This window comes from Phycisphaeraceae bacterium (genome assembly GCA_019636795.1).
Lineage (GTDB): Bacteria > Planctomycetota > Phycisphaerae > Phycisphaerales > UBA1924 > JAHBWW01.
Genome location: JAHBWW010000007.1, coordinates 101,847 through 125,445, shown reverse-complemented (window position 1 = coordinate 125,445; position 23,599 = coordinate 101,847). Strand labels below are relative to the sequence as shown.

Sequence of the window (23,599 nt, the reverse complement as noted above, 5' to 3'; positions counted from 1 at the left end):
TCGGGGTGCTTGTGGGCGGCTGAGCCGTTTGCGGTGTGTACTGCGTGCGCCCTCTCATTCAAACAAGGCATCGTGGCCATAGTCGGCTGGTGCGGCACGAACCCCGCGACCGATGTGCAATGCTCCCGCAGCCGTCAGGGCCCGCCCACGCTTGGTGCGCGACAGGAACCCGATCTGAAGGAGGTATGGCTCGACCACGTCTTCGAGGGTGCCGGCGTCCTCGTTCATGGTTGCGGCGACGGTTTCGAGCCCGACGGGTCCGCCCTGATAGGTTGTGCCGATGATGCGCATATAGGCACGGTCAAGTTCGTCAAGTCCGAGGTGGTCGACGCCTTCGAGTTTGAGGGCGGCGTCGACAACCGGTGTGGAAAACACGCAATCGGCGCGGACCTGTGAAAAATCGCGGACGCGGCGCAGGAGGCGATTGGCGATGCGGGGCGTGCCTCGGGAGCGGTTGGCGATGCGGGCGAGGGAACCGGCTGCGGGCACAACACCCAGAAGGTCGCTGCTTCGTTCCAGAATCGTCAGCAGTTCGTGCTCGTTGTAGTAGCGCAGGTGATGGACGATGCCGAAGCGCGAGCGCAGGGGGGCACTGAGCAGCCCGGCGCGCGTGGTGGCGCCGATGAGGGTGAACGGCTGACAGTTGATCTGTACCGTGCGCGCGTTGAGGCCGGTGTCGAGGCAAATGTCGATCCGGAAGTCTTCCATCGCGGGGTAGATGAACTCTTCGACCGCGACGGGGAGACGGTGGATCTCGTCGATGAACAGGACATCGCCACGTTCGAGGCGGGTGAGGCAGGCGACCAGGTCGGTGCCTCGGGCCAGAGCGGGGCCGGAAGTTGTGTGCAGCCTTGACCCCATCTCTCGGGCGATGACGTGGGCCAAAGTAGTTTTGCCCAGGCCCGGGGGCCCGTGCAGCAGGACGTGGTCGAGGGGTTCATCGCGCTGGCGCACGGCTTCGATGGCGATGCTCAGGCGCTCGATCAACTCCGGCTGACCGACGTATTCGCTCATGCGCTCGGGGCGCAGCGACCAGTTGAGGCGCTCGTCTTCGGGGTTGGAGACCGCTTCGGCGGAGATGATGCGATCGGTAGCCATGTGCAACAGTGTATCGTCTGTTCGGGCTTCGATGGGTCAGTCGAGCGGAAGCCCCTTGTTCTTCCAGATTCGGAGGAGCTGTTCGAGGGAGATGGGTTCCCAGCGCCGGCCGTCGTCAAACTCTGATCCGATGATCGCGCCGGTTTCGTCGAGCGTGAAGGTCTGGCGTTCTGCATCTGTGTTCAGACGTGTTTGCAGCTTCCATCGACCTTTCCGCCCCGGCGATTCGTGCAGCGAATCGGTGCGGAGGCGGATGGTGCCGGATGTTGTCTGATAGGTATAGAACGCGTAGTCGGTGGGGATGCCGACCTTGACGAGCAACTGGGGGAGAATCAGGCTCTCGACCACGGAGAGGTAGCCTTCGCCCTCGATTTGCGGGCGAATGGTGGTGGCGGCTGACGACTTGGGAATGATCTGTACCGTGAGGTCGTCATCGCTGCGCGCGCCGATTTCCTGCCAGCGGCTGATGTCTTTCTCGCGGCGGATTGCCATGTTGACGACCCAGGCTTCTTCGCGTCGATCGAGGGAGAGGAAGTAGGTTGAGCGGGTGTCGATCACGCCTCCGAGTTCGAGCAGGCGGGCATCGATCTGCACGATGTACCCTTCCTGAAGGTCGTTGGCGGTCCATTTGTCGCGTGGTTTTTTGGCGGTCAGATCGCCGCGATGCCCGACGCGGGCGGTGACCCGGCGGTACCCGATTTCGGAGTCATCGAGCACGGAGCCCGTGCCGCCGGAGGTATAGAGCCTTTCCCAGCGCTCGCCGTGCTTTTCAAAGATCTCGCGGTAGTCGGATTCGGTGAGGCGTTCAAGGGCGTGGATGCCGGCGGAAATTGCGGCCACTCGGCGGGCAGCGAGGTTGGCCGGATCTTCGATTTCGACAGAGGCGAGCATGACTTCGTACATCTCCCGAGCGGGCTCGAAGGTTGAAAGTGAGGTGAATAACTCAAAAAGCACGAATCGTCCTGGTCCCGTCATGAGGAGGGTGGATCCCCGCAGGGTGGCATCGCTGTTTCCTTCGCGCGGGATTGCGACGTAGGCGTGGTCTGATTGGAAACCTCCAACGGTGAAGGACTTGTTGCGGGACATGACAGCCGCGCTGGTGCCGACGACTTGAAGTTCGCGGTTACCCTTGGAATCACGTCCGACCCTGGGGTCGTCGGGATCGGTGATGAACCCGTGTCGGGGAGAAATGGCGAGAAGTTGGGTGATGATTTCGTCGGCGACGGTGGTGACGTCGAGTTGGAGGTTTTTGGAGCGTCGTTCCTGAACGACAACCATGCCAAGGTCGTTTGGGAGCTGAATGCGGGTGGATGCGATTTTTTCGTAGACTGCGTTTTCGGCCACTGAGCCGATGGGCATGGAAATCGTGACACCGACAGCCTCGACGCGGAGGGGATCCGGGGCGAGTGCAACCCCTTTCTGAGGGGGTTGGGGTGGATTTGGATTGCCCTTAGGCTGTGCGAAACAGACCGGGCTGGTCAGGGTGAGCAGGACACTGGCAACCAAACGAAGGCTCATGGTCAGGTCTCCTTCCGGGGGTACGCGGTGCTCGCGGGCCCGGGGTGAATGAGTCGTGTGTGCGAGAGCGGGGAAGGCTATGAAAAAATGTTCGGTTCAAACGAGGGTATGCGTTGACTAATGAGCCTGATGTTCTACTCTTCGGGGCTTGTCCCGGGACGGTTCTGCGATCCGGGCGTGGACCTGGTCGAGGCACGGGTGGCCTTGGGGGTCGTCAGTGGTGGATTCCGTCGGGCATTGCGCCAGCGGCACTGAGCGAGTTGTCTCCGCCGATTCACGATGGATCGGTTGGGCATGGTTGTTGTTCGCTAGACCTCACGCGGTGTGAGGGCTATTGTTTCGGCCCGGGATTTGGTTCCGGGATTTAGGAAAAGGCACGTTGCACTTATGACCGGTGGCAAGATCCGAATTCGGATGGAGGCGTATGACCACATCGCTCTCGACGCTTCGGCGAAGGAGATTGTGGATCATGCCAAGCGCACCAACGCGAAGGTGAAGGGCCCGATTCCGCTTCCGACGCGGATTGAGCGCTACACGGTGTTGCGCGGTCCTTTCATCGACAAGAAGAGTCGCGAACAGTTCGAGATTCGCACACACAAGCGGGTGATCGACATTGTCGAGCCCAACGCACGCACGGTCGAGGCTCTTAATCGCCTCGTCGTTCCTGCTGGTGTGTTTGTGCGTATCAAGGCGTGATGTTTCGGCCGCTTGCCTCTCGAAGGGAGCGGCCTTTTCTTTGGGGCGGGATGGTCCTGACCCCGACAGCAAGACTTCCTCTGCGGCTTTGCGTTTGAACGCACTGCGAGCATGAAGCGGCCTCGGATGAGGCGAAGGATTCGACGATGTCAGTGATGCTGATGGGAACCAAGTTGGGAATGACCCGTGTGTTCACGGAGGACGGCAAGAGTGTGCCGGTGACCGTGATCGAACTTGGTCCGTGCGTCGTCACGCAGATCCGGACGAACGAGAAGGACGGCTATTCGGCTGTGCAGATCGGGTATGGAGCGATGAAGGCTCGCAACTCGACGATCCCGATGATCGGGCACGATGCCAAGGCGGGTGCAGATCCTCTTCGGCGGCATGCGGAGTTCCGCTGCACCGAGGAAGAGGCTTCGAAGTTCGAGCTCGGGCAGACACTCGGGATCGAGGCGATTGAAGGGATCGGATACGTCGACGTCATTGCCAACAGCAAGGGTAAAGGCTTCGCGGGTGTGATGAAGCGGTACGGGTTCAAGGGTCAGCAGGCATCGCACGGCGTGGAGCGCAAGCACCGTTCGCCGGGGTCGATCGGCGGGCACGCGACCAACCGCGGTTTTTCGGGCAAGTTGAAGAAGGGCAAGAGAATGTCGGGGCGCTTGGGTGACGAGCGCGTCACGGTTCGCAGCCTCGATGTGGTTCGTATTGACAAGGATCGGAATTTGCTGCTGGTCAAGGGGCCGGTGCCGGGTCCGAACAAGAGTATTGTGCAAGTTCGCAATGCCGTGCGCCTGAATACAAGCAAGCAGGGCAAGACGGCTGGGAAGTGATTTGAGACGCGGTGAGAAGCGGTTTCTCGCCGTGTTGTCCGGAAGGTCCGAAAGGAAACCGCCGGACGAAGACAAGTGTGTGCCCCCTTGTGGGGCGTGGAGCAGCCGAGTCGATTTCGGGCTGGCGCACCGGGCGAAACGCCTGGGGTCGGGAGACCGACAAGAGCGTTCAGGACGAATAGGCGAAGCAATAGTCTCCCGGTCAATTGTGGCCGGGTGAACAAAGGCGCTGGGCGAGGAAAGACATGATTGATGTCCCCGTCTACAACATGAACGGCACTTCGGTCGGCACAATGTCGATCGATGAGTCAGCCCTTGGCGGCACGGTCAATCCGGCGCTGATCAAGCAGGCATATGTTCGATATCACGCGAACCTGCGGCAGGGGTCTGCACGAACCCTGACCCGGGCGGAAGTCAGCGGCTCAAACCGCAAGATGTACCGCCAGAAGGGCACGGGTCGCGCACGACACGGCAACAAGAAGGTCCCGCACTTCCGTGGTGGTGGCCATGCCTTTGCCAAGAAGCGGGCGCGCGACGACTACCGGCTTGACATGCCCAAGAAGATGCGGCGTAAGGCGAATCGCAATGCGCTGCTCTCGAAGCTGCTCGACAACGAAGTGCGTGTGATCGATGGGTTGTCGTTCGCGACGCCTCGCACGAAGGACTTTGTGTCGCTGCTTGCGAACCTGGGGATTGACAAGAAGGCGTTGGTGGCGTTGTCTCCGGATGCGGACAAGAGCCGCAACGCGAGGCTGAGCGGGCGAAATGTCGAAACCGTTTCGCTGTGCCGGGCCGACGAGTTGAACTGCTTCGAGATGCTCAATCACCGGTTCCTGGTGATCGACAAGGGCGATCTTCAGGCGTGGCTGAGTGGTCCGTCGTCGCAGATTGACAAGTCGGCCAAGGTTGAGCCGATGGGCCGCCAGGCTGCTGGTGGCGAGGAGGCCGCGTGATGGAACTCTCGTACTACATCAAGCGTCCGCTGCTGACCGAGAAGAGCACGGCAGGGATGGAGCAGAACCACTACACGTTTGAGGTGGATCGGCGTGCATCCAAGACGGATATCAAGGCGGCGATCGAGTCGCTGTATGGCGTGAAGGTTGAAGCGGTACAGACACAGGTGCGCAAGAGCGCGCTGCGTCGAACGAAGTTCGGATATGTCAAGCCGTCCCCGACGAAGAAGGCCACGGTCAAGCTTCGTGAGGGCGACGTGATCGAGTTGTTCTAAGGAAGGTCGAAGATGTCGATTCGCGTATACAAACCGACAAGTGCTGGCCGTCGCAATGCGTCGGTGAACATGCACGAAGAAGTGACGAAGAAGACGCCCGAGAAGGGTCTTTTGCGTCCGAAGCCGAGCAAGGGCGGCCGCAACCATCACGGCAAGATCACCGTGCGTGGTCGTGGCGGCGGCGTGAAGCGCATGTATCGCATGATCGACTTCCGCCGGGGCGATCGCGACGGGATCGAGGGTACGGTGGTTGGAATCGAGTACGATCCCAATCGTTCGAGCCACATTGCGCTGATCGAGTATGCCGATGGGATCAAGCGCTATATCATCGCACCGATCGGGCTCAAGGACGGCATGAAGGTGATTTCGTCATCGACCGAAGCTGCGGAGCCTCAGGTTGGAAACTTCATGCCTCTGCGCTATATCCCGACGGGTCTGAGCGTTCACTGTGTGGAGCTTGAGCCTGGGCGTGGCGGGCAGATCTGTCGCTCGGCGGGTTCATCGGCCAGGTTGACCAACAAGGAAGGCCGATACGCGACTCTGGTGCTGCCTTCGGGCGAAATTCGTCGTGTGCCGATCGATTGCCGAGCGGTGATCGGGCAGGTCGGTAATACAGACCATCAGAATCGTCGCCTGGGCAAGGCGGGTTTGAATCGGAAGCTTGGGCGCCGGCCGAAGGTTCGCGGCGTTGCAATGAGCCACCATGCTCACCCGCTGGGTGGTGGTGAGGGTCGGAGCAAGAGCGGCCGTCCTCCGGTGAGTCCGTCGGGTGTCGAGGCCAAGGGCGGCGGCACGCGTAACCGGAAGCAGCACTCGCAGGATTTGATCATCCGTCGTCGCAAGAGCAAGCGGTACGGGCAGAAGCGGTAAGTTCGTGAAGGAATGAGGACGCATCAATGGGACGCAGTCTGAAAAAAGGTCCGTACGTCGACGAGAAGTTGTACATGAAGGTTGAGCGGCAGCGGCAGCAGGGTCGTCGCGAGCCGATCAAGACGTGGGCCCGCGCGTGCACGATTGTGCCGGAGTTTGTGGGCCAGACGTTTCAGGTGCACAACGGGCGGGTGTTCATGGATGTGTTTGTGACAGAGGACATGGTTGGGCACAAGTTGGGCGAGTTCGCGCTGACGCGCACGTTCCGCGGACACACGAACAAGAAGGAAGGGATCAAATCCGGGCGCTGATTGGCGTGCGGGGATCCTTCGGGAGTGATCGGTGAAGATTCGACACGAAAAACTCAAGCAACGTCTGGCCGCAAGCGGGCAGAGCATCGAGCAGTTGGCCCAGGCCATCGAGCGACCGGGGCTTTCCGGACCGCGCGCTCTGGCAGCGGCTCGCAACTGGGTCCGCGGCAGCGACCACCCGAAATGCACGAAGACAGACATCGAGAAGATCGCGGCGATGCTCGGGTGTGATCTGAGCGATATCACGCGGTTCACCAGCCAGGTTCGTCACCACCGTGGGAGCCCGCGCAAGGCCCAACTGGTGGCCGACATGATTCGTGGCAAGAGTTTCGTCGATGCCCAGAACATGCTGATGTTCAGTTCCAAGCGGGCAGCGGTGAACATTCGCAAGGCACTGGACGCGGCCCGCTCGGATGCCGAGATGGCGGGGATCGATCCCAATGCGTTGATCGTTGCGGAGAGTCGCGTGGATGAAGGGCCGCACATCAAGCGGTTCAGGCCGAAGGATCGTGGGCGTGCCCACCAGATTCTCAAGAGAACAAGTCACATTACTGTGAGTGTTGAGGAGCGTTCCTGATGGGACAGAAGACTCATCCATTTGGGTTCAGGCTCGGGGTGACGGAAACGCACCGCAGCCGCTGGTACGCGCCCAAGGCGTTGTATGGCGAACTTCTGATCGAGGACGAGAAGATCCGTCGATTTCTGGATCATCGCCTGAACCGCACGCCGCCAAACGCCGCGGTGAGCGACATTCTCATCGAGCGCACGCGCGAAGAGCTCAAGGTGATTCTCAAGACGGCGCGTCCTGGTCTGGTGATCGGGCCCAAGGGTGCGGAAGTCGATCGGATGACGGAAGAGCTGCAGCTGATGACGGGCCGCAAGGTTTCGATTTCGATTATCGAGATCAAGAATGCGGACATGAACGCGAAGCTGGTTGCCGAGAGCGTGGCCGAGCAGTTGTCGAAGCGGATGAGTTTCCGCCGCGTGGTCAAGAGTCGTGGCGAAGCGGTGATGCAGGCGGGCGGGCGTGGGGTTCGTATTCTGATCAGTGGCCGACTGGGCGGTGCGGAAATGAGCCGCAACCTGGATATTCGGCTCGGGTCGCTGCCTCTGAGCACGCTTCAGGCGAACATCGATTACGGATTTACCGAGGCTTCGACTGCGTACGGGCAGATCGGGGTGAAGGTGTGGATTTACAAGGGTGAGTATGCACCCGAGGTTGAAGAAGAACAGTCACGTGCTGCCGGGGCTCAGGCCAGGGCACGCGGTCGTCGTTGAGTCAAGCGAGTATCAAAGGGAATTAGACGATGCCTCCCTATAAGATTCCGAAGCGAGTCAAACACCGCAAAGAGTTTCGCCGCGTGCGTGAGCGCAAGGCGACGAAGGGCAACTACGTTGCGTTCGGGGACTATGGCCTCCAGGCGCTCGATCAGTGCTGGCTCAAGAGCAACTGCATCGAGGCGGGGCGTATTGCTGCTCAGCACTTCCTCAAGCGTGAGGGCAAGCTGTTCATACGGGTGTTCCCGGACAAGCCCGTGAGCAAGAAGCCGCTGGAAACGCGCATGGGCAAGGGCAAGGCTGAAGTGGATTACTGGGCGGCGCGTGTCAAGCCCGGGACGGTGCTCTTCGAGATCGCGGGGGTCTCGGAGCCACGTGCCAAGGAAGCGTTGGTGCGTGTGGCGATGAAGATGCCGATCCGTTGCCGGTTCGTGAAGCGTCGTCTGACGGTCTGATGATTTTGGGAGTGTGCGATGAATGGCGAGCAGGTTCGAGCATTGAAAGACGAAGAGATCGCGATTGAACTCAAGAAGTCGCGCGAGAAGTTGTTCCGTTTGCGTTCGCAGAGCGTGACGGAAAAGGTCGAGGACGTCTCGTCGATCGGGAAGGTTCGTCGCGATGTCGCGAGGCTTCTGACTGAGATTCGTTCGCGGGAGTTGGCGGGCCAGAGCAAGTAAGTCAAGCGGCGGGGTGTGCAGACGCCCCCCGGCTAAGGAACAGTGGTGATGAGCAAACAAGCCGAGCAAGTCAAGGGAATCCGGCAGGGCGTGGTGGAAACCGACGCGCGTGACAAGACGCGCAAAGTTGTTATTCACTTTCGTGCCCCGCACCCGAAGTACGGCAAGTACGTCAGCCGCCGGACCGTTCTCCATGTGCACGACGAGAACAACGAGTCGCACACGGGGGATGTGGTTGAGGTGGCACCGTGCCGTCCGATGAGCAAGACCAAGTTCTGGAAACTGGTCCGGATTGTAGAGAAGCGATCGGGCGAGTGATCGAGATCACGAGATGAATGGTTGTATCGCGGGGACGTGAATCCTCGCTTGAAAAGAGGCGTGTCGAGCCATGTTGCAGCAAGAATCGAGATGTGATGTCGCGGATAACTCCGGAGCGAAAATCGCTTACGTGATCCGTGTGTATGGCGGGTCAACCCGTCGCGGCGGGTTTACGCGCAAGATTGCCGGCGTCGGTGATCGCGTGCTCGTGAGCATCAAGAAGGCCCTGCCCGGGGCGGACATCAAGCCTGGCGACATGTCCAAAGCTGTGATCGTCCGCACGAACAAGGCGACGCGACGGGCCGACGGGTCGTATGTGCGTTTTGACTCGAATGCGGTGGTTCTGATCAACGACGACGGGAACCCGAAGGGGACCCGCATTTTCGGTGCTGTTGCCCGCGAGCTGCGCGACCGGAACTACATGAAGATTGTTTCACTCGCGACGGAGGTGATCTGACATGGCAAGACACGTGCGAGCCGGAGACATGGTCATCGTCACCGCGGGGTCCGAAAAGGGCAAGACGGGCGAAGTGTCGAGCGTCAACCCGAAGGCTGAGACAGTGATCGTCAAGGGCGTAAACCTGCGCACCAAGCACATCCGCCCGACACAACGCAGCCCGCAGGGCGCGGTGGTGCAGGTGGAAGCACCGATTCATATTTCCAACGTCAGCCCCGTTGTGGACGGCAAGCCGACGCGTGTGCGATTTGAACAACGTTCGGATGGCTCGAAGGTCCGCGTCGCGGTGCGCAGCGGACAACCCATCGCAACCATCGCCCGCAAGCGCAAGGGCGACAAGTCAAAGACTGAAACGATCTGAGATCGAGAGAACACATGGCCAAGGAAAAGAGCAAACCCAAGAAGGGCGGAGCAGACAGCGAGTCAGCCAAGGCAGCGCTTGTTGTCTCGGGTCCGCCGCGCATGAAGACCCTGTTCGACCAGACGGTTCGGCCGAAAGTGTCGGAGAAGTTCGGCGTTGCCAACGCGATGGCCATGCCGAAGATCGACAAGGTCGTCATCAACATCAACATGGGGCGTCACCTCGACGGGACCAAGCTTCCGCCGAACGTCAAGAGCACGGTGATCGACACGCTGACAGCGATCTCGGGCCAGAAGCCTGTGATTCGGCATGCGAAGAAGTCGGTCTCGAACTTCAAGGTTCGCGAAGGGTACGAATCGTCAGCCATGGTGACGCTGCGTCGCGAACGCATGTGGCACTTCCTCGATCGTCTGATTCACCTGGCCACGCCTCGCATCAAGGACTTCCGCGGGTTGAACGACAAGGCGTTCGACCGGCAGGGAAGTTACTCGATGGGTCTCAACGAGCAGGGCGTGTTCCCCGAGATCAACATGGCGGAAGTGACATTCACGCACGGGATGAACATCAACGTCTGTTTCAAGAATTCGACTCCGGAGATGAGTCGGTTCGTGCTGGCGGAACTGGGGATGCCGTTCCGCAAGCCCGAAGACGGCAAGTCGAGGTGATTGTTGACCTCTCTCAGAAAGACACCAGCAGAGTGAAGAAGGCAAAGAACTCATGACCACGAAGGCACAAGTCGCCAAGAGCAAGCGTACCCCGAAGTATTCATCGCGCATTGTTCGCCGATGCGAACTGACCGGCCGTGCGCGGGGCGTGTATCGCAAGTTCCGCATCAGTCGCATCATGCTGAGGAAACTGGCCTTGGAAGGCAAGATCCCGGGGATGCGCAAGGCATCGTGGTAAGAAGCGGCTCGAAGAACCACTGAGGACGCAGAATGTCTCTGAATGATCCAATCGCTGATATGCTCACCCGAGTCCGCAACGCGGCCCGGAACCGCAAGAAGACCGTTGTGTGCTTGAACACCAAGGTCTGTCGCGGCATCGCCGAAGCGCTCAAGGGCGAAGGCTACATCACAGACTTCGAGCTCGTCGATGACGGGCGACAGGGCAAGATCAACATCAAGCTCCGCTATGGGCCTCGGGGAGAGACGATTCTCCACGAAATCAAGCGGGAGAGCACCCCGGGTTGCCGCGTGTATCGCAAGGTCGACGACCTGCACCACATCCGCCAGGGTCTGGGCATTTCGATCATCTCGACGAGCAGCGGGGTGTTGAGCGATCGTCAGTGTCGCGACCAGAAGGTCGGCGGCGAGTTGCTGTGCACGGTGATCTGACGCAGGAGCGGCTCAGGAAGCAGAAGCATTTCGTCGGGCCAGAATCCTGACGGAAGAAGAGGATAGAACCATGTCGAGGATCGGAAAAAAACCAGTCGCAGTCCCATCGGGCGTGAAAGTCTCGCTCGCGGGTCGCACTGTGCACATCGAAGGCCCGAAGGGCAAGCTCGAGTTCGAGCATCGCCCCGAGGTGAAGGTCTCGGTCGATGACAGCAACAAGTCGATCAATGTCTCGATCGACGAGTCGAAGGCTGACGATCGCCTGACCAAGGCACTGTGGGGCACCACGCGCGCGATCTTCGCGAACATGGTGGTGGGCGTCACCAAAGGTTACGAGAAGAAGCTTGACGTCGTGGGCGTGGGTTGGAACGCTGCCATTGCGGGCAAGACGCTCAAGCTCAGCGTCGGCTTTGCAAGTCCGGTGATGGTTGACATTCCGACCGGCGTGAATGTTTTGGTCGAGAAGCAGTTGATCACGATCAATGGCCCGGACAAGCAGGCAGTGGGGCAGTTCGCCGCGAAGGTGCGGTCGAAGCGCCCGCCCGAGCCTTACAACGGCAAGGGCATCAAGTACGCGGAAGAAGTCATTCAGCGCAAGCAGGGCAAGCAGTTCGGCAGTTGATGCTGAAACGATGGGTTGTACGACCAAGGGATGGCGATTATGGACAGGCAACAGAAAAAGACAGTTCGACGCACGCGACGCCGGACGGGCATCCGCAAGCGGGTCATCGGTACTCCCGACAGGCCTCGCATGGCGGTCTATCGCTCACTGGCGCACATCTATGTGCAGATCATCGACGATCTCAGCGGGCGCACGCTCTGCTCGGCGTCGACACGCGACAAGGACATCAAGACCAGCGGCGGCGGCAACGTTGACGCTGCGAAGGTCGTCGGCACCAAAGTGGCCGAGCGGGCCAAGGCTTCGGGTGTGACGCAGGTCACATTCGATCGCGGCGGATTCAGGTATCACGGTCGGATCAAGGCGCTGGCAGACGCTGCCCGCCAGGGCGGATTGCAGTTCTAACCAGTTCATCAGGAAGAGAAACGTCATGGCAGAAGTTCTGGACGAAGCCAGTCATCTAGAGGCATCCACAGTCAACATCTACCGCACAGCCGCTACGGTCAAGGGCGGTCGCCGATTCAGTTTCGGCGCGCTCGTGGTCGTTGGCGATCACCGCGGGAAGGTTGGCTATGGGTATGCCAAGTCGAAGGAAGTTCCCGCTGCCATCGAAAAGGCGCAGAAGCACGCTCGCCGTGTTTTGGCGTTGGTTCCGATGACCGGGAAGACCATTCCGCACGAGGTCGAAGGCCGCTTTGGTGCGTCGCGCGTCCGTCTGATTCCCGCTTCGCCGGGGACAGGCGTTGTTGCGGGCGGCACGGTGCGCACGGTCCTCGAAATGGCGGGTATTACGGATTGCCTGACCAAGTGCTACGGCTCGACGAACAAGCTCAACGTGGTCAAGGCCGTGTTCGCAGGTATCGAGCAACTCCAACTCAGACAGGACATCGCCTCGCTGCGTGGCGTCGAAATCACAACCACTGATATCGAGCAGCGCGTTGAAAAGGGACAGCGTTTCATGCCCAAGACATCGGGGCAGAAAATGCAAGGCCCTGTCAACACCGTCGGGCAGGAACGGCGCGGTGGCGGCGGGCGTGGCGGACGTGGCGGCGGCGGCGGTGGGCGGCGTCGCGGCGCAGAGCAGGACGCTTCGGGATCGACCGAAGCCGGATCGAGCGGAAACTGAACACAGGACTTTCCTGACCGGAGAAACCGGACATGATGATTCACGAGATTACCGCCCAGGCGGGCAAGTACAAGGCCAGGAAGCGCATCGGGCGCGGCAAGGGCAGCGGCACGGGCAAACGCTCAGGTCGTGGACAGAAGGGTGCTGGCGCGCGCTCCGGACATTCGACCCGCTTCAGTTTTGAAGGCGGCCAGATGCCATTCTTCCGTCGCCTCCCGAAGATGGGCTTCAACAACGTCGAGTTCCGGACTCAGTTCTGGATCGTCAACCTCGGCGACATCCTTCAGCATTCCGACTTTGCCAAGGGTGGCGATGTCAACGCGCAGACCCTCATCAAGGCCGGGCTCATCCGCGATGAAAGTCGCGACCTCAAGATCCTGGGCAACCTTGCAGAGGGTCAGAAGGTCGGCGTGAAACTCAATGTCACTGCCCATCGCGTGTCGGCATCCGTGCGTACGCACGTCACGGGCGCGGGCGGCTCGGTCGATGAGACCGGGACGCGGCGTGACCGAGTTCGCGGCGTGGATCGCAACTCAGATGACCACTCACCCAAGAACCAGACCAAGAAGGCCAAGCGGCGCAAGTTCCAGCGAGCCAAGGCCGAGGCTGCCGCAAAGGGCGAAGTCCTCAAGAAGAACTGAAAGCCTTGCTCAGGCACAAGCCCGTGCAGGCATGAATCGATTGACACCGAATGCTGATTCAGACCATCACTAACGTCTTCAAGATCGACGAGCTGCGGAACAAGATTCTGTTCACGCTTGGCATGCTCGTGGTCTATCGCATTGGGTTCTGGATTCCGCTTCCCGGCGTGAATCAATCGCAGTTGAGCGAGTTCTTTCAGCGTTCAGCAGCCGAGAATAGTGCCGCGACTCGGGTGGCGGAGTATGTCGCGATTTTCTCCGGCGGATCGTTCGCACAGAGCACGATCTTCGGCCTGGGGATCATGCCATACATTTCGGCTGCCATCATCTTTCAGTTGCTCGGCGGGGTCGTGCCGGCACTCAAGGCACTCAAGGACGAAGGCCCAACCGGACAGCAGAAAATCCAGGAATGGACACGCTACGCCACGGTCGGGCTTTGCATCATGCAGGGCATCGGCTGGCTTGCGTTTATGACGCGCTCGGGATTGGTGTATCCGAACTGGGCGGCCAATCCATTGTGGTGGATGATGGCCGTCATGGCGCTGACTGCGGGCACCGTGTTCCTCATGTGGCTCGGTGAGCAGATCGACCGTTTCGGCATCGGCAACGGCATGTCGCTGATCATCATGGCCGGGATTCTCACGGGCATGCCCAATGCCGTGATGGCTGTCTATCGCAACTTTGATCCGGCGGACTCTGAAAAGATGGGGTGGCTCGGGCTGATTCTGCTTGCAGCCGGCTTCGTGCTTGTTGTCGCGGGGTCGGTTGTCATCACCGTCGCGCAGCGGCGCATTCCCGTGCAACAGGCCAAGCATACGCGCGGCCGCAAGGTCTTCGGCGGGCAGCGGAGTTTCCTTCCGTTGCGCGTCAACCACGGCGGCGTCATGCCGATCATCTTCGCCAGTTCATTGATGATGCTCCCGTCGGTGTTGTTCAGCAGCCTGCACTCGACTGTACAGAGCAGCGGCGCCGGCGGGTTCTGGCCCCTGCTGACCGGATGGCTGAGCGACAACTTCATGATGGGCGAGTTCCCTTATGTTCTCCTCTACATCTTCATGGTCTACTTCTTCAGTTATTTCTGGATCACGGTCCAGTTCAACCCCGAAGAAATGTCCAAGCAATTGCGCGATCACGGCTCATTCATTCCTGGCTTGAGACCTGGGCCTCGCACAGCCGAGTATCTCGAAGCCGTGATGGAGCGCATCACATATGTCGGAGCAGCCTTCCTGGCGGTCATTGCGGTGTTGCCGATGGTTGTGAATCGCAGTCTGAACATCGACTTTGTAGTGACGCAGTTCCTCGGCGGAACTGGGCTGTTGATCGTGGTGTCGGTCGCGCTCGACTTCCTCCAGCGAGTCGAAGCCGCCCTCCTCATGCGCAACTATGCCGGGTTCCTCGGCGGCGGGCAGGATGATGCCCGGGGTCCGAAACTGCGTGGTCCGGCGGGTGCCGGAGGGTTCTGACGGTGGCAGGTGACGTCAGGCCGCGCCTGACCTAGTATCTAGACCGGGTTCGATTCGGAGCCAAAAGCCCAGTCGATCCGGCCAACAGACGAACGAAAAACGGGCTCGGCCCGAAGGATGAGGACGATGAAAGTCAAATCAAGTGTCAAACGCAGGACAAAGGACTGCCAGATCGTCCGACGAAAAGGCAAAGTGTTTGTCATCAACAAGAAGAACCCCAGGTTCAAGCAGCGTCAGGGCTGAGGAGCGACCGCCGTGCCACGTATCGCGGGGAACGACGTTCCCGAACGGAAGAAAATACTTTTCGCGTTGCAGTACATCCATGGAATTGGGCCGAAGTTTGCCGCGGAGATTCTCGCGGAAGCCCAGATCAGCGGTGACGTGCGCGCCAATGAACTGACCGAACAGCAGATCGCCCACATCAACGGGATCATCGATGCGACGTATCTCGTCGAGGGTGCGCTGCGTCGTCAGGTCAGTCAGAACATTCAGCGTCTGCGCGACATCCGCTGCTATCGCGGCGATCGCCATCGTCGAGGCCTCCCCGTGCATGGGCAGCGCACCCGCTGCAACGCCCGCACACGCAAGGGCCGCAAGAAGACTGTCGCCGGCAAGAAGGGCGTCAAGGGCTGATTCTCTCTGGAGCGAAGAACGATGGCCAAGAAGATTAAGAAAGTCCGCAAGAACGTCATTCGCGGAATCGCCCACGTCAAGGCGACCCAGAACAACACGATCGTCACCGTCACCGACGTCAATGGCGAAGCCCTGGCATGGGATTCTGCTGGAACGATCGGCTTCAAGGGTGCCCGCAAGGCGACTCCCTTTGCAGCCACTCGCGCTGGCGAGCAGGTCGGACACAAAGTCCGCAAGATGGGCATGAGTGAAGTCGAGGTCCGCATCACTGGCACCGGTGCCGGGCGCGAATCTGCCGTTCAGGGCCTTGTCTCGACCGGGCTGCGCGTCACCGCGATCGAGGACCACACTCCGGTTCCTCACAACGGTTGCCGCCCGCCAAAGCGTCGCCGCGTCTGATTCATGTTTTCCCCTGCGAATCGGCCGACACTCCCCGTGTTCTCGCCCTTTTGCAGCCTGCTCGGTGTGATGCCGGGCGACATCAAGCGTCTGACCCGCCTGCACACAGAAGTCAGGTTCGAGAGCCACAGATCGAACTCGACGAGAAGTGCAACGCGGAAGGTTCTCTCGAGTAGAACTCTGTGGCGAGGATAACCCAATGCGCGTTCGCTGGAGAGGATTCGAACTTCCCACCAAGGTCGTCAGCGACCCCAAATTCAGAACTGACACCTTCGGGCGGTTCGTGATTGAACCGTTTGAGCGTGGGTTCGGCACAACCATCGGCAATGCCATGCGCCGCGTGCTGCTCGGCTCGCTCGAAGGGGCAGCCGTCACTGCTGTCAAAATCAAAGGCGCCGAGCACGAGTTCACCACTCTGCCGGGCATTCTCGAAGACGTTACCGACATCGTTCTGAACGTCAAAAACCTCGTGGTGCAGATGGAGGGCGATGAGCCCAAGACCATGCGACTCGCGGCTCAGGGGCCTGGCGAAGTCACTGCCGACCTCATCGAAGCCGACACCGCCATCACCATCCGCAATCCGGACCTGGTGCTCGCGACGCTCACCAGCGAAGTGACGCTGGAGATGGAGTTCCGCGTCGGCAAGGGCCGTGGGTACGTTCCCGGCTCCGAGCAGTACGCTCGCGGCGACGAGCAGGAAATCTCGCTGATCCCGGTCGATGCGATCTACACGCCCGTCCAGCGTGTTCGGTACAAGGTCGAGGACACCCGCGTCGGTCAGCGCACGAACTATGACAAGCTGACCCTCGAAGTCTGGACCGACGGCACGATTACGCCCGAAATGGCCATCGTTGAAGCCGGCAAGATTCTTCGCAAACATCTCAACCCGTTCGTCCAGTACTTTGATCTTGGCGACGAACGCGTCAGCGAAGAGGCGGCGGCAGCAGCGGGCGTCGACGAGGTCCTCATCCGCAAGTTGAATATGCCGATCTCCGACCTTGATCTTTCGGTGCGGGCAAGCAACTGCCTCGAATCCGCCCGGATCGACACGGTTGCACAGCTCGTCCAGCAGTCCGAACAGGAACTGCTCAAACTGCGTTCGTTCGGGCGAACGAGCCTGCGCGAGGTCAAGCGGAAATTGCTGGATATCGGTCTGGATCTGGGCATGGATCTGCCCGAGGGGTATCAGAGCCACTCGATCGGCTGATCGGGAAGGCTACAATCGAGGCCCGACACGGTCGGGTCTTCAGTTGCAGGGAGTTTGTCATGCGTCACCGCAAGGCCGGTCTGAAACTCAATCGCACCACTGCGCACCGTCAGGCGATGCTGCGCAACATGGCTGCCAGTCTCTTCGAACACGGGCAGATCACCACGACGCTGCCCAAAGCCAAGGCCCTTCAGCCGTTCGTCGAAAAAATCGTCACACGCGCCAGGAAGAACGATCTTCACTCGCGCCGACTGGTCGAATCGATGCTCGGTGGCGATCGTAACGCCTTCGCCTGGAGTTATCTGGCCAAGAACGCGTCGGACGCGGACCGCGAGGCTGTCGAGGAGAAGCGGGATTTCGTCGAAGGGTTCTTCGACATTCCGGCCAGTGACAAGGTCGAACGCAATCGCTACGGCGAACTGCGCAAGGCTCCCAAACTCATCAATCACATCTTCACGAACGTGGCACCTCGCTTCGAGGATCGCGCCGGTGGATATACCCGCATCATCAAACTGGGGCAGCATCGTCTCGGCGACGCTGCTCCGCTGGTTGTGATTCAGTTCGTCGGCAATGAGGATGGCCCCGAGATCGGTGGCCGCCCGAGTACGCGCCGCCGCCAGGCCGATCGTCGCACCGCCTATGCCGCGAAACTGCGCAAGGCTGCCAAGACCACAGCCAGTGAATCCGCCTGAGTAAAGTACGAAACTTCAGAATCAAGGCCGATCTTCGGATCGGCCTTTTTCATGCGCACACGATCAACGCAAGCTACGAACTCCATCACTCGTTGCTGCCTCGGCTTGAAGCCCGAGAACAATTAATCGGATCGTCTCATCTTCAATCCGATGCAGTTAATTCTCCAAAATATGGCGAAATTCAAACGCAAACCCGAGTCCATGGGGTCTCAAGAGTCGTACAGTGCGGCGTGTACGCGGGGTAGGAGCCGCGAACACCCTGAGGCTTCGTTACACCTCAGTACAGCAAGAAACTGGAGAGAAAGGACACGCCATGATCGTTGATCGTTGATCGTTTCGTTAGGCCCGCGCTTGCGGGGGGGCTAGTCGTGTTGGCGTCGATGGCAGGAAGTGCATCGGCCAGCGTGCTGAATCAATACAACCTGATGGTCATGGGCAACCTGACCAGCACTTCCGAAGTCGAAGGCCGTACCTTCGTCGGCGGCAATCTGGGCGGCCCGGCATCCAACTATGCCACGCAGCTCAACCCTCAGGCTCACCTTCTCATCGACACACTGCTCGTCGGCGGCAACATCACCGCGGGCAACGTCAACGTTAACGCCGGCAACGTCCGCCGCTCCGGTGCACGGTTCGGCAATATGAACATGAATGGCGGCGGTACTGAGTCGGTTGATGCAGCGGTGGCTGGGCTTGTCGCTCCGTACAGCGCGACTCTGTCAAACATCTCGTCGCACCTTGCCTCGCTAACGACCAACAGCACCGTCTCACTCCCGGGGCAGCAGCCCTCGGCCGCGACGTTCAACGCCAACCCAGGCGGACCGAGCAACCTGGCGGTGTTCAGCATCAATGCTTCAGATCTTTTCTCGAATGGCATGGTGCAGCAGATTAACCTCAACGCCAATGGCGCATCGAGCATTGTCATCAACGTCTACGGCAACAACGTCGTATACAACACCGGCAACTTCGTCGGCGCATGGCATGCTCAGAACGTTCGGGCGACGACCATCTGGAACTTCGTCGACGCGACCTCGATCGACCTGCAGCGGCAGATCAACGGTGCGATTCTCGCGCCCAACGCCTCGCTGACCAACAACACCGCCATCGAAGGCTCAGTGTTCATCGGCGGCTCGTTCACCCAGAATGGCGAAGTCCACCTGCCCGGCTATGAGGGGTATGTGCCGACGCCCGGCACACTCGCGTTGCTCGTCGGAGCGGGCCTGTGTGCGTGTCGCCGTCGACGTCTGCGCTGACGCCGAGCGGGCAACGAATCAGCCTTTAGAATTGCATTTGGGCGCGGCAAGGTATTGCGCTCCGCGCCCCAATGCAACTACCAAAAATCGTCCCGAACAATCATCCCAGTCTTCGGCCTGTCAGGCCGGAGACTTTTACTTTTTACAGGTGTAAGCCGGGTCGACGGGGGTATGGGTGCAAGTCTTGTCGTCTTGTCCCCGTGTTGGGTGGGTCAGGATGCGATCTCGAAGAGCACCTCGACTTCGACTGTCGCGTTGAGAGGGAGGGACGAGCACCCAACCGCAGCCCGTGCATGTCGCCCTCGCTCGCCAAACACCGCGACCATTAACTCACTCGCGCCGTTGGCAACCTTGGGGTGATCCGGATAGTGGGGTGAACTAGCCACGAACACCGCCAGTCGCACGACCCGCGACACCCGATCAAGGGACTCCAGCGCCGACTTCGCCACCGCGAGGGCATTCAGCCCGCACTGTCTGGCAGCTGCCTGAGCCTGTTCAAGAGATCCCGCATCGGGCAATGGTCCCGTGAGGAGGAGCGAACCGTCCACAAACGGGATCTGCCCAGAAACATACAGGAGATTACCGCTGCGCACCCATGGGATATAGGCAGCGACCGGTTTGGGCGCGGCAGGCAGGGTGAGCCCGAGCGAGGCCAGAGAGCTCTCTGGATCATAGGGTGTTTTCATGAATTGTGTGTTCCTGATCAAGTTTTGTGAACGAACGGATGCAACCGGTTGAGCCAAACGTCCGGATCGTGTATTGTATCAAGGGTCTGTGCACAGACTGGCAGCATGTGGGCATGAGTTTTGATCGCAATGCCCTGATTTGGTGGTGTCATCCACCGGATTTTTCCTCCACATGCGGCCGACAAGTTGGCCCTCGGCGCGAAACCGGGTTTTTCGCTGAGGATGATCGTCGGCTTAAGAGGCGTATGGTGACGCTTGGTGTCACTCTACCTTCGAGGGATGGACCCGGAATCGTGCCGGAGCAAGATTCGTATTCAGTGGCGGTGCGTCTGTTCGGGATTGTCCCGGCAGAGCGGCACCTGAATCGAACTCCTGTCATCGGCGAGTGTTGTTCAGGGAATCGTCGTGGCACCTGTCATGTGCCCGACACAAGTCATGTGGAGAAATAGTCATGAAAAAGTCTCGTAGTGGTTTCACGTTGATCGAACTGCTGGTCGTGATCGCGATCATCGCCCTGCTCATCGGCATCCTTCTGCCGGCATTGAGCAAGGCTCGTCGTACGGCCCAGCAGCTCAAGGACTCGACTCAGATTCGCAACATTCTGCAGTCGATGGCGGTCTTTGCCAACAGCAACCGCGACTCGTACCCCCTGCCCAGCCGTCTGGACAGGAACAACAAGACCATTGCTGGCGCGACAGTCGCGAATCCGGCACTCAAGGACACCACCCGCAACATCTTCTCGATCCTGGTGTTCGATGGTTCGATCCCGACGGAAATGTGCAAGGGCACGACCGAGCCGAACGGCCAGTACGATCAGTACAAGGAATACCAGCTGACCAGCCCGACCGGGGCGGCCGAGCCGGCATTCGCACTGTGGGATCCGAAGTTCTCGGCCACACCGATGTGCCAGAGCTCGACGACTGCAGTCGCGGGCCAGCAGACCATCGGCAACTTCTCGTACGCTCACTCGATGCCGTTCGGCAAGCGCAAGGCGCAGTTCTCCAACACGTTCAGCGCGACTGAAGCCATGCTCAGCAACCGCGGTCCGGAATACACCGGCGGCGGCGCCACGGCCGCGTGGGAACTCGTGACCGGGCCCACCGGCACGCTGTCGAACACGCTGCTGATCCACGGCAGCCGCACCAAGTGGGAAGGCCTCATCGGGTTCAACGACGCTCACGTCGAGTTCTCGACCGAGCCGAACCCCGAGAAGCTGATCTTCACGTTCTCGGGCCTGGCTGAAGCGAACCGCACTCAGCCGGACAACATCTTCGTCAACGAGAACGACCTCGACCGCACGATCGTGACCGCGGCCAACCTTGCCTTCGAGCAGCGCAACGCGTGGCTCCGCCAGGTGTCGAACATCTCTGGTGCGGGTACCAACCTGACCATCACGATCTTCGTCGACTGATCCTGCTGGACAGATTGACCAGAATCTTTGCGAGGTCCGCGGCACTGTGTCGCGGACCTCGTCTTTTTTGGCCGCGATCAAATCCGGGCTGTTTCCAACCCGCGTCGTGGCCATCTACACTGCCATTGATATGCGAATCGCGACCTGGAATGTGAACGGGATTCGAGCCGCTTCGCGCAAGGGCTTGGTCGAGCATATCGCGCGACTTGCGCCCGATGTGTTGCTTCTTCAGGAAGTGCGTGCTTCCCCTGAGCAGGCCATCGCGTCGCTCGGGCTGTGCAGCGACTGGCACGTACATTGGCATCCCGCAGTCAAGCCTGGGTACTCGGGTACGGCGGTGCTGTCGCGCCAGCCGATGACCATCGAGAGCATCGGGCTGGCGGGCGCAGCATCCGACGACGAGGGCCGACTGATCGTTGCGCGTATCGGGCCGATGCGCGTTGCCAGTGTGTATCTGCCTTCAGGCTCTTCGGGCGAGCATCGGCAGGCTGAGAAGGACCGCTGGCTCAAGGCGTTCATGCCTTGGGCGCAGCAGTTTCTCAGTTCGCGCGTGCCGACGATTCTTGGCGGAGACTTCAACATCGCGCACACCGCGCGTGACATCTTCTATGCCAAAGCCAACGAAGGCACATCAGGATTTCTGCCGCATGAGCGCGCGTGGTTCAGCCAGTTTCTCGATGGCGGGTGGCGTGACTTCGTGCGTGCGGCGCATGGCGATGTGGATGGGCCGTACTCGTGGTGGTCGAATCGTGGCAATGCGCGAGCGCTCGATCGTGGGTGGCGCATTGACTACCTGATCGGAAACAAGGCTGCGGAGAAGCGAGTCGAGCGCACATGGATTGATCGGCAAGGCGGTCTGGAAGTGTCCGATCACGCGCCCGTACTCATTGAAGTGCAGACCTGATTGGTGCGGTTCAGGACTCAGTCGTGCGCGGCATCTTTGCGCGGCGACGGCGCGGGGTGCCCGAGATTGCCCCGCCATAGACGTAGTGCGGGTTGTCCTCGATCAATCGCGCGTGACATACGGCGCACGCGAAATCCCAATCGCCCAGCGCCTGGTGCTTGATGCGGTACAACTTTCGCGTCGGGTGCATGCACTGCGGGCAGACCCTCACCGGCTTGTTGGCAGCGGCAGGTTGACCGGGCAGACGCTCAGACATGAAAAATCACTCCAGAAATCAAAGATGCTTGACCAGCAGAACGCCGTCATGGGAGCGATGTTGCTGACATCTTACCGCACGGCGATGGTTCATTGGGAACGCACGATCTGCTCTTTCGGGGGGGTCTCTCTCCCTCCGGCGAGTCAGTATCGGCATTCTGCTACGGCACGGATGAATCAACCAGCCATGAGCGGGCACAAAACTGAAGCGCAAAATCTGCGCAATCCGCACGCACGACATGTCAAACGTAAAAGTCCTGGCGTTATACGGACTCAGCATCGCTCGTGGCGCTGGGTGATGCGGTAAGCGTCAGGTCGTCAGGCCCCCGATCGACCAGCACGCGCGCACCGAGGGCCGCGATCATGGCTGCGTTATCCACACACATATCCACCGGCGGCAAATGCAGCGAAAGTCCGTTTGTACGAGCGAATTCCATAAGTTCCCGCCTTAAGCGCGAGTTTGCGGACACACCTCCACCGACAAGGAGCGAACGTGGAGGCTCGCCCACAGCGTCGATCGCGCGGCGTAGTTTGATGACAATGGCGTGAACTGCGGCACGCTGAAATGATGCTGCGAGATTGCGCTTTCGCGCATCATCGAGCATCGCGGGCGTTTCACGGGCAAAGCCGCCCGGAACATCGCGACGCGGTGTCCCTCGCACAGCATAGAGCACAGCGGTCTTGAGCCCACTGAACGAGAAATCGAGCGAGTCGTGTTCGAGGCGTGCGATCGGAAAGTCGAACGCGCGATCGTTGGCATCTGGTGCGTGTGCGAGGCGGTCGATCGCGGGTCCACCTGGCTGAGGCAGGTCGAGGATACTTGCGACCTTGTCGAATGCTTCGCCGATGGCGTCATCACGCGTGCTGCCGAGGCGAACGAGCGAAGTTGGTGAAGTGCACCAGAAAAGGGAGGTGTGTCCGCCGCTGACGACAAGCCCAAGCGCCGGGTAGGCAGCCAGTGGATCGGGCGCAGTCATGGCGGCGGCGTAGAGGTGAGCGTGCAGATGATCGACGCCGACAAGCGGACGACCAAGTGCCCATGCGAGCGATTTGGCCGCGGCGACGCCCACGAGCAGCGAGCCGATGAGTCCCGGACGGTGGCCGACGGCGACAAGATCAACGTCGCGCAATGTGACGTTAGCGCTGTTCAGCGCGCTGCGAATGACGGCGCGAATGCGCTCGGCATGCGCGCGGCTTGCAATCTCGGGCACGACGCCGCCATACTCGGCATGCAGATCAAACTGCGATGCGATGACATTGGAGCGAACCTGCACGCCGTCCACTACGATTGCTGCTGCGGTTTCATCGCACGAAGACTCGATGCCGAGAACGATCAC

The 23,599-nt window shown here is 60.2% G+C and carries 34 protein-coding genes; 29 read left to right on the top strand and 5 right to left on the bottom strand.

The features are described 5' to 3' along the window. Nucleotides 1-54 precede the first annotated feature (54 nt). Both ruvB and KF757_14585 read right to left on the bottom strand, forming a co-directional pair. A complete protein-coding gene (gene ruvB, locus KF757_14590; GenBank protein ID MBX3324203.1) occupies nt 55-1,107 on the bottom strand; it encodes a Holliday junction branch migration DNA helicase RuvB in 1,053 nt (350 codons plus the stop codon). 27 nt (nt 1,108-1,134) lie between these two features. Further along, entirely contained in the window at nt 1,135-2,616 is a 1,482-nt protein-coding gene (locus KF757_14585) for a hypothetical protein (protein ID MBX3324202.1), read from the bottom strand. A gap of 387 nt (nt 2,617-3,003) precedes the next feature. Here KF757_14585 and rpsJ point away from each other — a divergent pair, with 387 nt between their 5' ends. The 27 genes from rpsJ (at nt 3,004) to KF757_14450 (ending at nt 19,006) form a co-directional block, all read left to right on the top strand. Further along, on the top strand, nt 3,004-3,312 hold the full coding sequence (gene rpsJ / locus KF757_14580) for a 30S ribosomal protein S10 (GenBank protein MBX3324201.1): 309 nt from the start codon (nt 3,004-3,006) through the stop codon (nt 3,310-3,312). Between the two features lie 146 nt (nt 3,313-3,458). Further along, nucleotides 3,459-4,142, top strand: coding sequence for a 50S ribosomal protein L3 (gene rplC, locus KF757_14575; GenBank protein ID MBX3324200.1), 684 nt, complete (start codon nt 3,459-3,461; stop codon nt 4,140-4,142). A 245-nt stretch (nt 4,143-4,387) separates the two neighbouring features. Beyond that, a complete protein-coding gene (gene rplD, locus KF757_14570; protein MBX3324199.1) occupies nt 4,388-5,095 on the top strand; it encodes a 50S ribosomal protein L4 in 708 nt (235 codons plus the stop codon). Beyond that, nucleotides 5,095-5,370, top strand: coding sequence for a 50S ribosomal protein L23 (rplW, locus tag KF757_14565; protein MBX3324198.1), 276 nt, complete (start codon nt 5,095-5,097; stop codon nt 5,368-5,370). Before rplD ends, rplW begins: the two co-directional genes overlap by 1 nt. Nucleotides 5,371-5,382: 12 nt before the next feature. After that, on the top strand, nt 5,383-6,240 hold the full coding sequence (rplB, locus tag KF757_14560; GenBank protein ID MBX3324197.1) for a 50S ribosomal protein L2: 858 nt from the start codon (nt 5,383-5,385) through the stop codon (nt 6,238-6,240). A gap of 26 nt (nt 6,241-6,266) precedes the next feature. Further along, nucleotides 6,267-6,551: a 30S ribosomal protein S19 gene (gene rpsS, locus KF757_14555; protein ID MBX3324196.1), complete on the top strand. Its 285-nt coding sequence runs from the start codon at nt 6,267-6,269 to the stop codon at nt 6,549-6,551. A 217-nt stretch (nt 6,552-6,768) separates the two neighbouring features. Beyond that, nucleotides 6,769-7,128, top strand: coding sequence for a 50S ribosomal protein L22 (gene rplV / locus KF757_14550; GenBank protein ID MBX3324195.1), 360 nt, complete (start codon nt 6,769-6,771; stop codon nt 7,126-7,128). After that, nucleotides 7,128-7,829 carry a 30S ribosomal protein S3 gene (gene rpsC / locus KF757_14545; protein MBX3324194.1) on the top strand — a complete coding sequence of 234 codons (702 nt, stop codon included), beginning with the start codon at nt 7,128-7,130 and terminating at the stop codon, nt 7,827-7,829. The genes rplV and rpsC overlap by 1 nt, the downstream gene beginning before the upstream one ends. Before the next feature lie 29 nt (nt 7,830-7,858). Beyond that, nucleotides 7,859-8,284 carry a 50S ribosomal protein L16 gene (gene rplP / locus KF757_14540; protein MBX3324193.1) on the top strand — a complete coding sequence of 142 codons (426 nt, stop codon included), beginning with the start codon at nt 7,859-7,861 and terminating at the stop codon, nt 8,282-8,284. 18 nt (nt 8,285-8,302) lie between these two features. Further along, on the top strand, nt 8,303-8,506 hold the full coding sequence (gene rpmC / locus KF757_14535) for a 50S ribosomal protein L29 (GenBank protein MBX3324192.1): 204 nt from the start codon (nt 8,303-8,305) through the stop codon (nt 8,504-8,506). Nucleotides 8,507-8,554: 48 nt separating this feature from the next. Further along, nucleotides 8,555-8,824, top strand: coding sequence for a 30S ribosomal protein S17 (gene rpsQ, locus KF757_14530; protein MBX3324191.1), 270 nt, complete (start codon nt 8,555-8,557; stop codon nt 8,822-8,824). Nucleotides 8,825-8,894: 70 nt separating this feature from the next. Beyond that, a complete protein-coding gene (gene rplN, locus KF757_14525) occupies nt 8,895-9,281 on the top strand; it encodes a 50S ribosomal protein L14 (protein MBX3324190.1) in 387 nt (128 codons plus the stop codon). A 1-nt stretch (nt 9,282) separates the two neighbouring features. Then, the gene (rplX, locus tag KF757_14520; GenBank protein MBX3324189.1) at nt 9,283-9,642 is read left to right on the top strand and encodes a 50S ribosomal protein L24; all 360 of its coding nucleotides are present in this window, start codon (nt 9,283-9,285) and stop codon (nt 9,640-9,642) included. A 14-nt stretch (nt 9,643-9,656) separates the two neighbouring features. After that, the gene (gene rplE, locus KF757_14515; protein ID MBX3324188.1) at nt 9,657-10,307 is read left to right on the top strand and encodes a 50S ribosomal protein L5; all 651 of its coding nucleotides are present in this window, start codon (nt 9,657-9,659) and stop codon (nt 10,305-10,307) included. Nucleotides 10,308-10,359: 52 nt separating this feature from the next. Then, complete coding sequence (locus KF757_14510) at nt 10,360-10,545, top strand: type Z 30S ribosomal protein S14 (GenBank protein ID MBX3324187.1); 186 nt, start codon at nt 10,360-10,362, stop codon at nt 10,543-10,545. Between the two features lie 32 nt (nt 10,546-10,577). Next, a complete protein-coding gene (gene rpsH, locus KF757_14505; GenBank protein MBX3324186.1) occupies nt 10,578-10,976 on the top strand; it encodes a 30S ribosomal protein S8 in 399 nt (132 codons plus the stop codon). 70 nt (nt 10,977-11,046) lie between these two features. Continuing rightward, nucleotides 11,047-11,598, top strand: a complete 552-nt coding sequence (rplF, locus tag KF757_14500) for a 50S ribosomal protein L6 (GenBank protein MBX3324185.1) — start codon at nt 11,047-11,049, stop codon at nt 11,596-11,598. A gap of 30 nt (nt 11,599-11,628) precedes the next feature. Then, nucleotides 11,629-12,000 carry a 50S ribosomal protein L18 gene (gene rplR / locus KF757_14495; protein ID MBX3324184.1) on the top strand — a complete coding sequence of 124 codons (372 nt, stop codon included), beginning with the start codon at nt 11,629-11,631 and terminating at the stop codon, nt 11,998-12,000. 25 nt (nt 12,001-12,025) lie between these two features. Further along, nucleotides 12,026-12,721, top strand: a complete 696-nt coding sequence (rpsE, locus tag KF757_14490; protein MBX3324183.1) for a 30S ribosomal protein S5 — start codon at nt 12,026-12,028, stop codon at nt 12,719-12,721. 32 nt (nt 12,722-12,753) lie between these two features. Beyond that, nucleotides 12,754-13,362: a 50S ribosomal protein L15 gene (gene rplO / locus KF757_14485; GenBank protein MBX3324182.1), complete on the top strand. Its 609-nt coding sequence runs from the start codon at nt 12,754-12,756 to the stop codon at nt 13,360-13,362. A 56-nt stretch (nt 13,363-13,418) separates the two neighbouring features. Next, entirely contained in the window at nt 13,419-14,825 is a 1,407-nt protein-coding gene (gene secY / locus KF757_14480; protein ID MBX3324181.1) for a preprotein translocase subunit SecY, read from the top strand. Nucleotides 14,826-14,951: 126 nt separating this feature from the next. After that, a complete protein-coding gene (ykgO, locus tag KF757_14475) occupies nt 14,952-15,068 on the top strand; it encodes a type B 50S ribosomal protein L36 (protein ID MBX3324180.1) in 117 nt (38 codons plus the stop codon). A 12-nt stretch (nt 15,069-15,080) separates the two neighbouring features. Beyond that, on the top strand, nt 15,081-15,458 hold the full coding sequence (rpsM, locus tag KF757_14470) for a 30S ribosomal protein S13 (GenBank protein ID MBX3324179.1): 378 nt from the start codon (nt 15,081-15,083) through the stop codon (nt 15,456-15,458). Between the two features lie 21 nt (nt 15,459-15,479). Beyond that, nucleotides 15,480-15,857 (top strand): 30S ribosomal protein S11, encoded by a 378-nt coding sequence (gene rpsK, locus KF757_14465; GenBank protein MBX3324178.1) that lies wholly within the window; start codon nt 15,480-15,482, stop codon nt 15,855-15,857. Between the two features lie 199 nt (nt 15,858-16,056). Beyond that, entirely contained in the window at nt 16,057-17,064 is a 1,008-nt protein-coding gene (locus KF757_14460; GenBank protein ID MBX3324177.1) for a DNA-directed RNA polymerase subunit alpha, read from the top strand. Nucleotides 17,065-17,123: 59 nt separating this feature from the next. Further along, on the top strand, nt 17,124-17,756 hold the full coding sequence (rplQ, locus tag KF757_14455; protein MBX3324176.1) for a 50S ribosomal protein L17: 633 nt from the start codon (nt 17,124-17,126) through the stop codon (nt 17,754-17,756). Between the two features lie 380 nt (nt 17,757-18,136). Beyond that, entirely contained in the window at nt 18,137-19,006 is an 870-nt protein-coding gene (locus KF757_14450; protein ID MBX3324175.1) for a choice-of-anchor A family protein, read from the top strand. A gap of 212 nt (nt 19,007-19,218) precedes the next feature. On the opposite strand, the gene KF757_14445 is transcribed toward KF757_14450, so the two are convergent. Then, nucleotides 19,219-19,692 carry a RidA family protein gene (locus KF757_14445; protein MBX3324174.1) on the bottom strand — a complete coding sequence of 158 codons (474 nt, stop codon included), beginning with the start codon at nt 19,690-19,692 and terminating at the stop codon, nt 19,219-19,221. A 451-nt stretch (nt 19,693-20,143) separates the two neighbouring features. Here KF757_14445 and KF757_14440 point away from each other — a divergent pair, with 451 nt between their 5' ends. Beyond that, nucleotides 20,144-21,103, top strand: a complete 960-nt coding sequence (locus KF757_14440) for a prepilin-type N-terminal cleavage/methylation domain-containing protein (GenBank protein ID MBX3324173.1) — start codon at nt 20,144-20,146, stop codon at nt 21,101-21,103. 106 nt (nt 21,104-21,209) lie between these two features. Continuing rightward, on the top strand, nt 21,210-22,007 hold the full coding sequence (gene xth, locus KF757_14435) for an exodeoxyribonuclease III (protein ID MBX3324172.1): 798 nt from the start codon (nt 21,210-21,212) through the stop codon (nt 22,005-22,007). Between the two features lie 10 nt (nt 22,008-22,017). Here xth and KF757_14430 read toward each other — a convergent pair whose 3' ends face one another. Together KF757_14430 and tsaD are read right to left on the bottom strand one after the other, a co-directional pair. Continuing rightward, on the bottom strand, nt 22,018-22,263 hold the full coding sequence (locus KF757_14430; protein ID MBX3324171.1) for a hypothetical protein: 246 nt from the start codon (nt 22,261-22,263) through the stop codon (nt 22,018-22,020). Nucleotides 22,264-22,525: 262 nt separating this feature from the next. Further along, nucleotides 22,526-23,599 carry a tRNA (adenosine(37)-N6)-threonylcarbamoyltransferase complex transferase subunit TsaD gene (gene tsaD / locus KF757_14425; protein MBX3324170.1) on the bottom strand — a complete coding sequence of 358 codons (1,074 nt, stop codon included), beginning with the start codon at nt 23,597-23,599 and terminating at the stop codon, nt 22,526-22,528.

What these genes read in the sequence shown, in the direction of transcription:
- rplW (MBX3324198.1), top strand. Translation starts at nt 5,095, where the DNA reads ATGGAACTCTCGTACTACATCAAGCGTCCGCTGCTGACCGAGAAGAGC.
- KF757_14510 (MBX3324187.1), top strand. Translation starts at nt 10,360, where the DNA reads ATGACCACGAAGGCACAAGTCGCCAAGAGCAAGCGTACCCCGAAGTAT.
- rplF (MBX3324185.1), top strand. Translation starts at nt 11,047, where the DNA reads ATGTCGAGGATCGGAAAAAAACCAGTCGCAGTCCCATCGGGCGTGAAA.
- rplX (MBX3324189.1), top strand. Translation starts at nt 9,283, where the DNA reads ATGGCAAGACACGTGCGAGCCGGAGACATGGTCATCGTCACCGCGGGG.
- rplR (MBX3324184.1), top strand. Translation starts at nt 11,629, where the DNA reads ATGGCGATTATGGACAGGCAACAGAAAAAGACAGTTCGACGCACGCGA.
- KF757_14585 (MBX3324202.1), bottom strand. Translation starts at nt 2,616, where the DNA reads ATGAGCCTTCGTTTGGTTGCCAGTGTCCTGCTCACCCTGACCAGCCCG.
- rpsJ (MBX3324201.1), top strand. Translation starts at nt 3,004, where the DNA reads ATGACCGGTGGCAAGATCCGAATTCGGATGGAGGCGTATGACCACATC.
- rplB (MBX3324197.1), top strand. Translation starts at nt 5,383, where the DNA reads ATGTCGATTCGCGTATACAAACCGACAAGTGCTGGCCGTCGCAATGCG.
- rpsK (MBX3324178.1), top strand. Translation starts at nt 15,480, where the DNA reads ATGGCCAAGAAGATTAAGAAAGTCCGCAAGAACGTCATTCGCGGAATC.
- rpsQ (MBX3324191.1), top strand. Translation starts at nt 8,555, where the DNA reads ATGAGCAAACAAGCCGAGCAAGTCAAGGGAATCCGGCAGGGCGTGGTG.
- rplV (MBX3324195.1), top strand. Translation starts at nt 6,769, where the DNA reads ATGCTCGGGTGTGATCTGAGCGATATCACGCGGTTCACCAGCCAGGTT.
- KF757_14445 (MBX3324174.1), bottom strand. Translation starts at nt 19,692, where the DNA reads ATGAAAACACCCTATGATCCAGAGAGCTCTCTGGCCTCGCTCGGGCTC.
- rpsH (MBX3324186.1), top strand. Translation starts at nt 10,578, where the DNA reads ATGTCTCTGAATGATCCAATCGCTGATATGCTCACCCGAGTCCGCAAC.
- rplQ (MBX3324176.1), top strand. Translation starts at nt 17,124, where the DNA reads ATGCGTCACCGCAAGGCCGGTCTGAAACTCAATCGCACCACTGCGCAC.
- KF757_14430 (MBX3324171.1), bottom strand. Translation starts at nt 22,263, where the DNA reads ATGTCTGAGCGTCTGCCCGGTCAACCTGCCGCTGCCAACAAGCCGGTG.
- KF757_14450 (MBX3324175.1), top strand. Translation starts at nt 18,137, where the DNA reads ATGGCAGGAAGTGCATCGGCCAGCGTGCTGAATCAATACAACCTGATG.
- rplO (MBX3324182.1), top strand. Translation starts at nt 12,754, where the DNA reads ATGATGATTCACGAGATTACCGCCCAGGCGGGCAAGTACAAGGCCAGG.
- rplD (MBX3324199.1), top strand. Translation starts at nt 4,388, where the DNA reads ATGATTGATGTCCCCGTCTACAACATGAACGGCACTTCGGTCGGCACA.
- rplE (MBX3324188.1), top strand. Translation starts at nt 9,657, where the DNA reads ATGGCCAAGGAAAAGAGCAAACCCAAGAAGGGCGGAGCAGACAGCGAG.
- rplP (MBX3324193.1), top strand. Translation starts at nt 7,859, where the DNA reads ATGCCTCCCTATAAGATTCCGAAGCGAGTCAAACACCGCAAAGAGTTT.
- rplN (MBX3324190.1), top strand. Translation starts at nt 8,895, where the DNA reads ATGTTGCAGCAAGAATCGAGATGTGATGTCGCGGATAACTCCGGAGCG.
- rpsC (MBX3324194.1), top strand. Translation starts at nt 7,128, where the DNA reads ATGGGACAGAAGACTCATCCATTTGGGTTCAGGCTCGGGGTGACGGAA.
- rpsS (MBX3324196.1), top strand. Translation starts at nt 6,267, where the DNA reads ATGGGACGCAGTCTGAAAAAAGGTCCGTACGTCGACGAGAAGTTGTAC.
- ykgO (MBX3324180.1), top strand. Translation starts at nt 14,952, where the DNA reads ATGAAAGTCAAATCAAGTGTCAAACGCAGGACAAAGGACTGCCAGATC.
- KF757_14460 (MBX3324177.1), top strand. Translation starts at nt 16,057, where the DNA reads ATGCGCGTTCGCTGGAGAGGATTCGAACTTCCCACCAAGGTCGTCAGC.
- rpsE (MBX3324183.1), top strand. Translation starts at nt 12,026, where the DNA reads ATGGCAGAAGTTCTGGACGAAGCCAGTCATCTAGAGGCATCCACAGTC.
- rplC (MBX3324200.1), top strand. Translation starts at nt 3,459, where the DNA reads ATGTCAGTGATGCTGATGGGAACCAAGTTGGGAATGACCCGTGTGTTC.
- KF757_14440 (MBX3324173.1), top strand. Translation starts at nt 20,144, where the DNA reads ATGAAAAAGTCTCGTAGTGGTTTCACGTTGATCGAACTGCTGGTCGTG.
- rpmC (MBX3324192.1), top strand. Translation starts at nt 8,303, where the DNA reads ATGAATGGCGAGCAGGTTCGAGCATTGAAAGACGAAGAGATCGCGATT.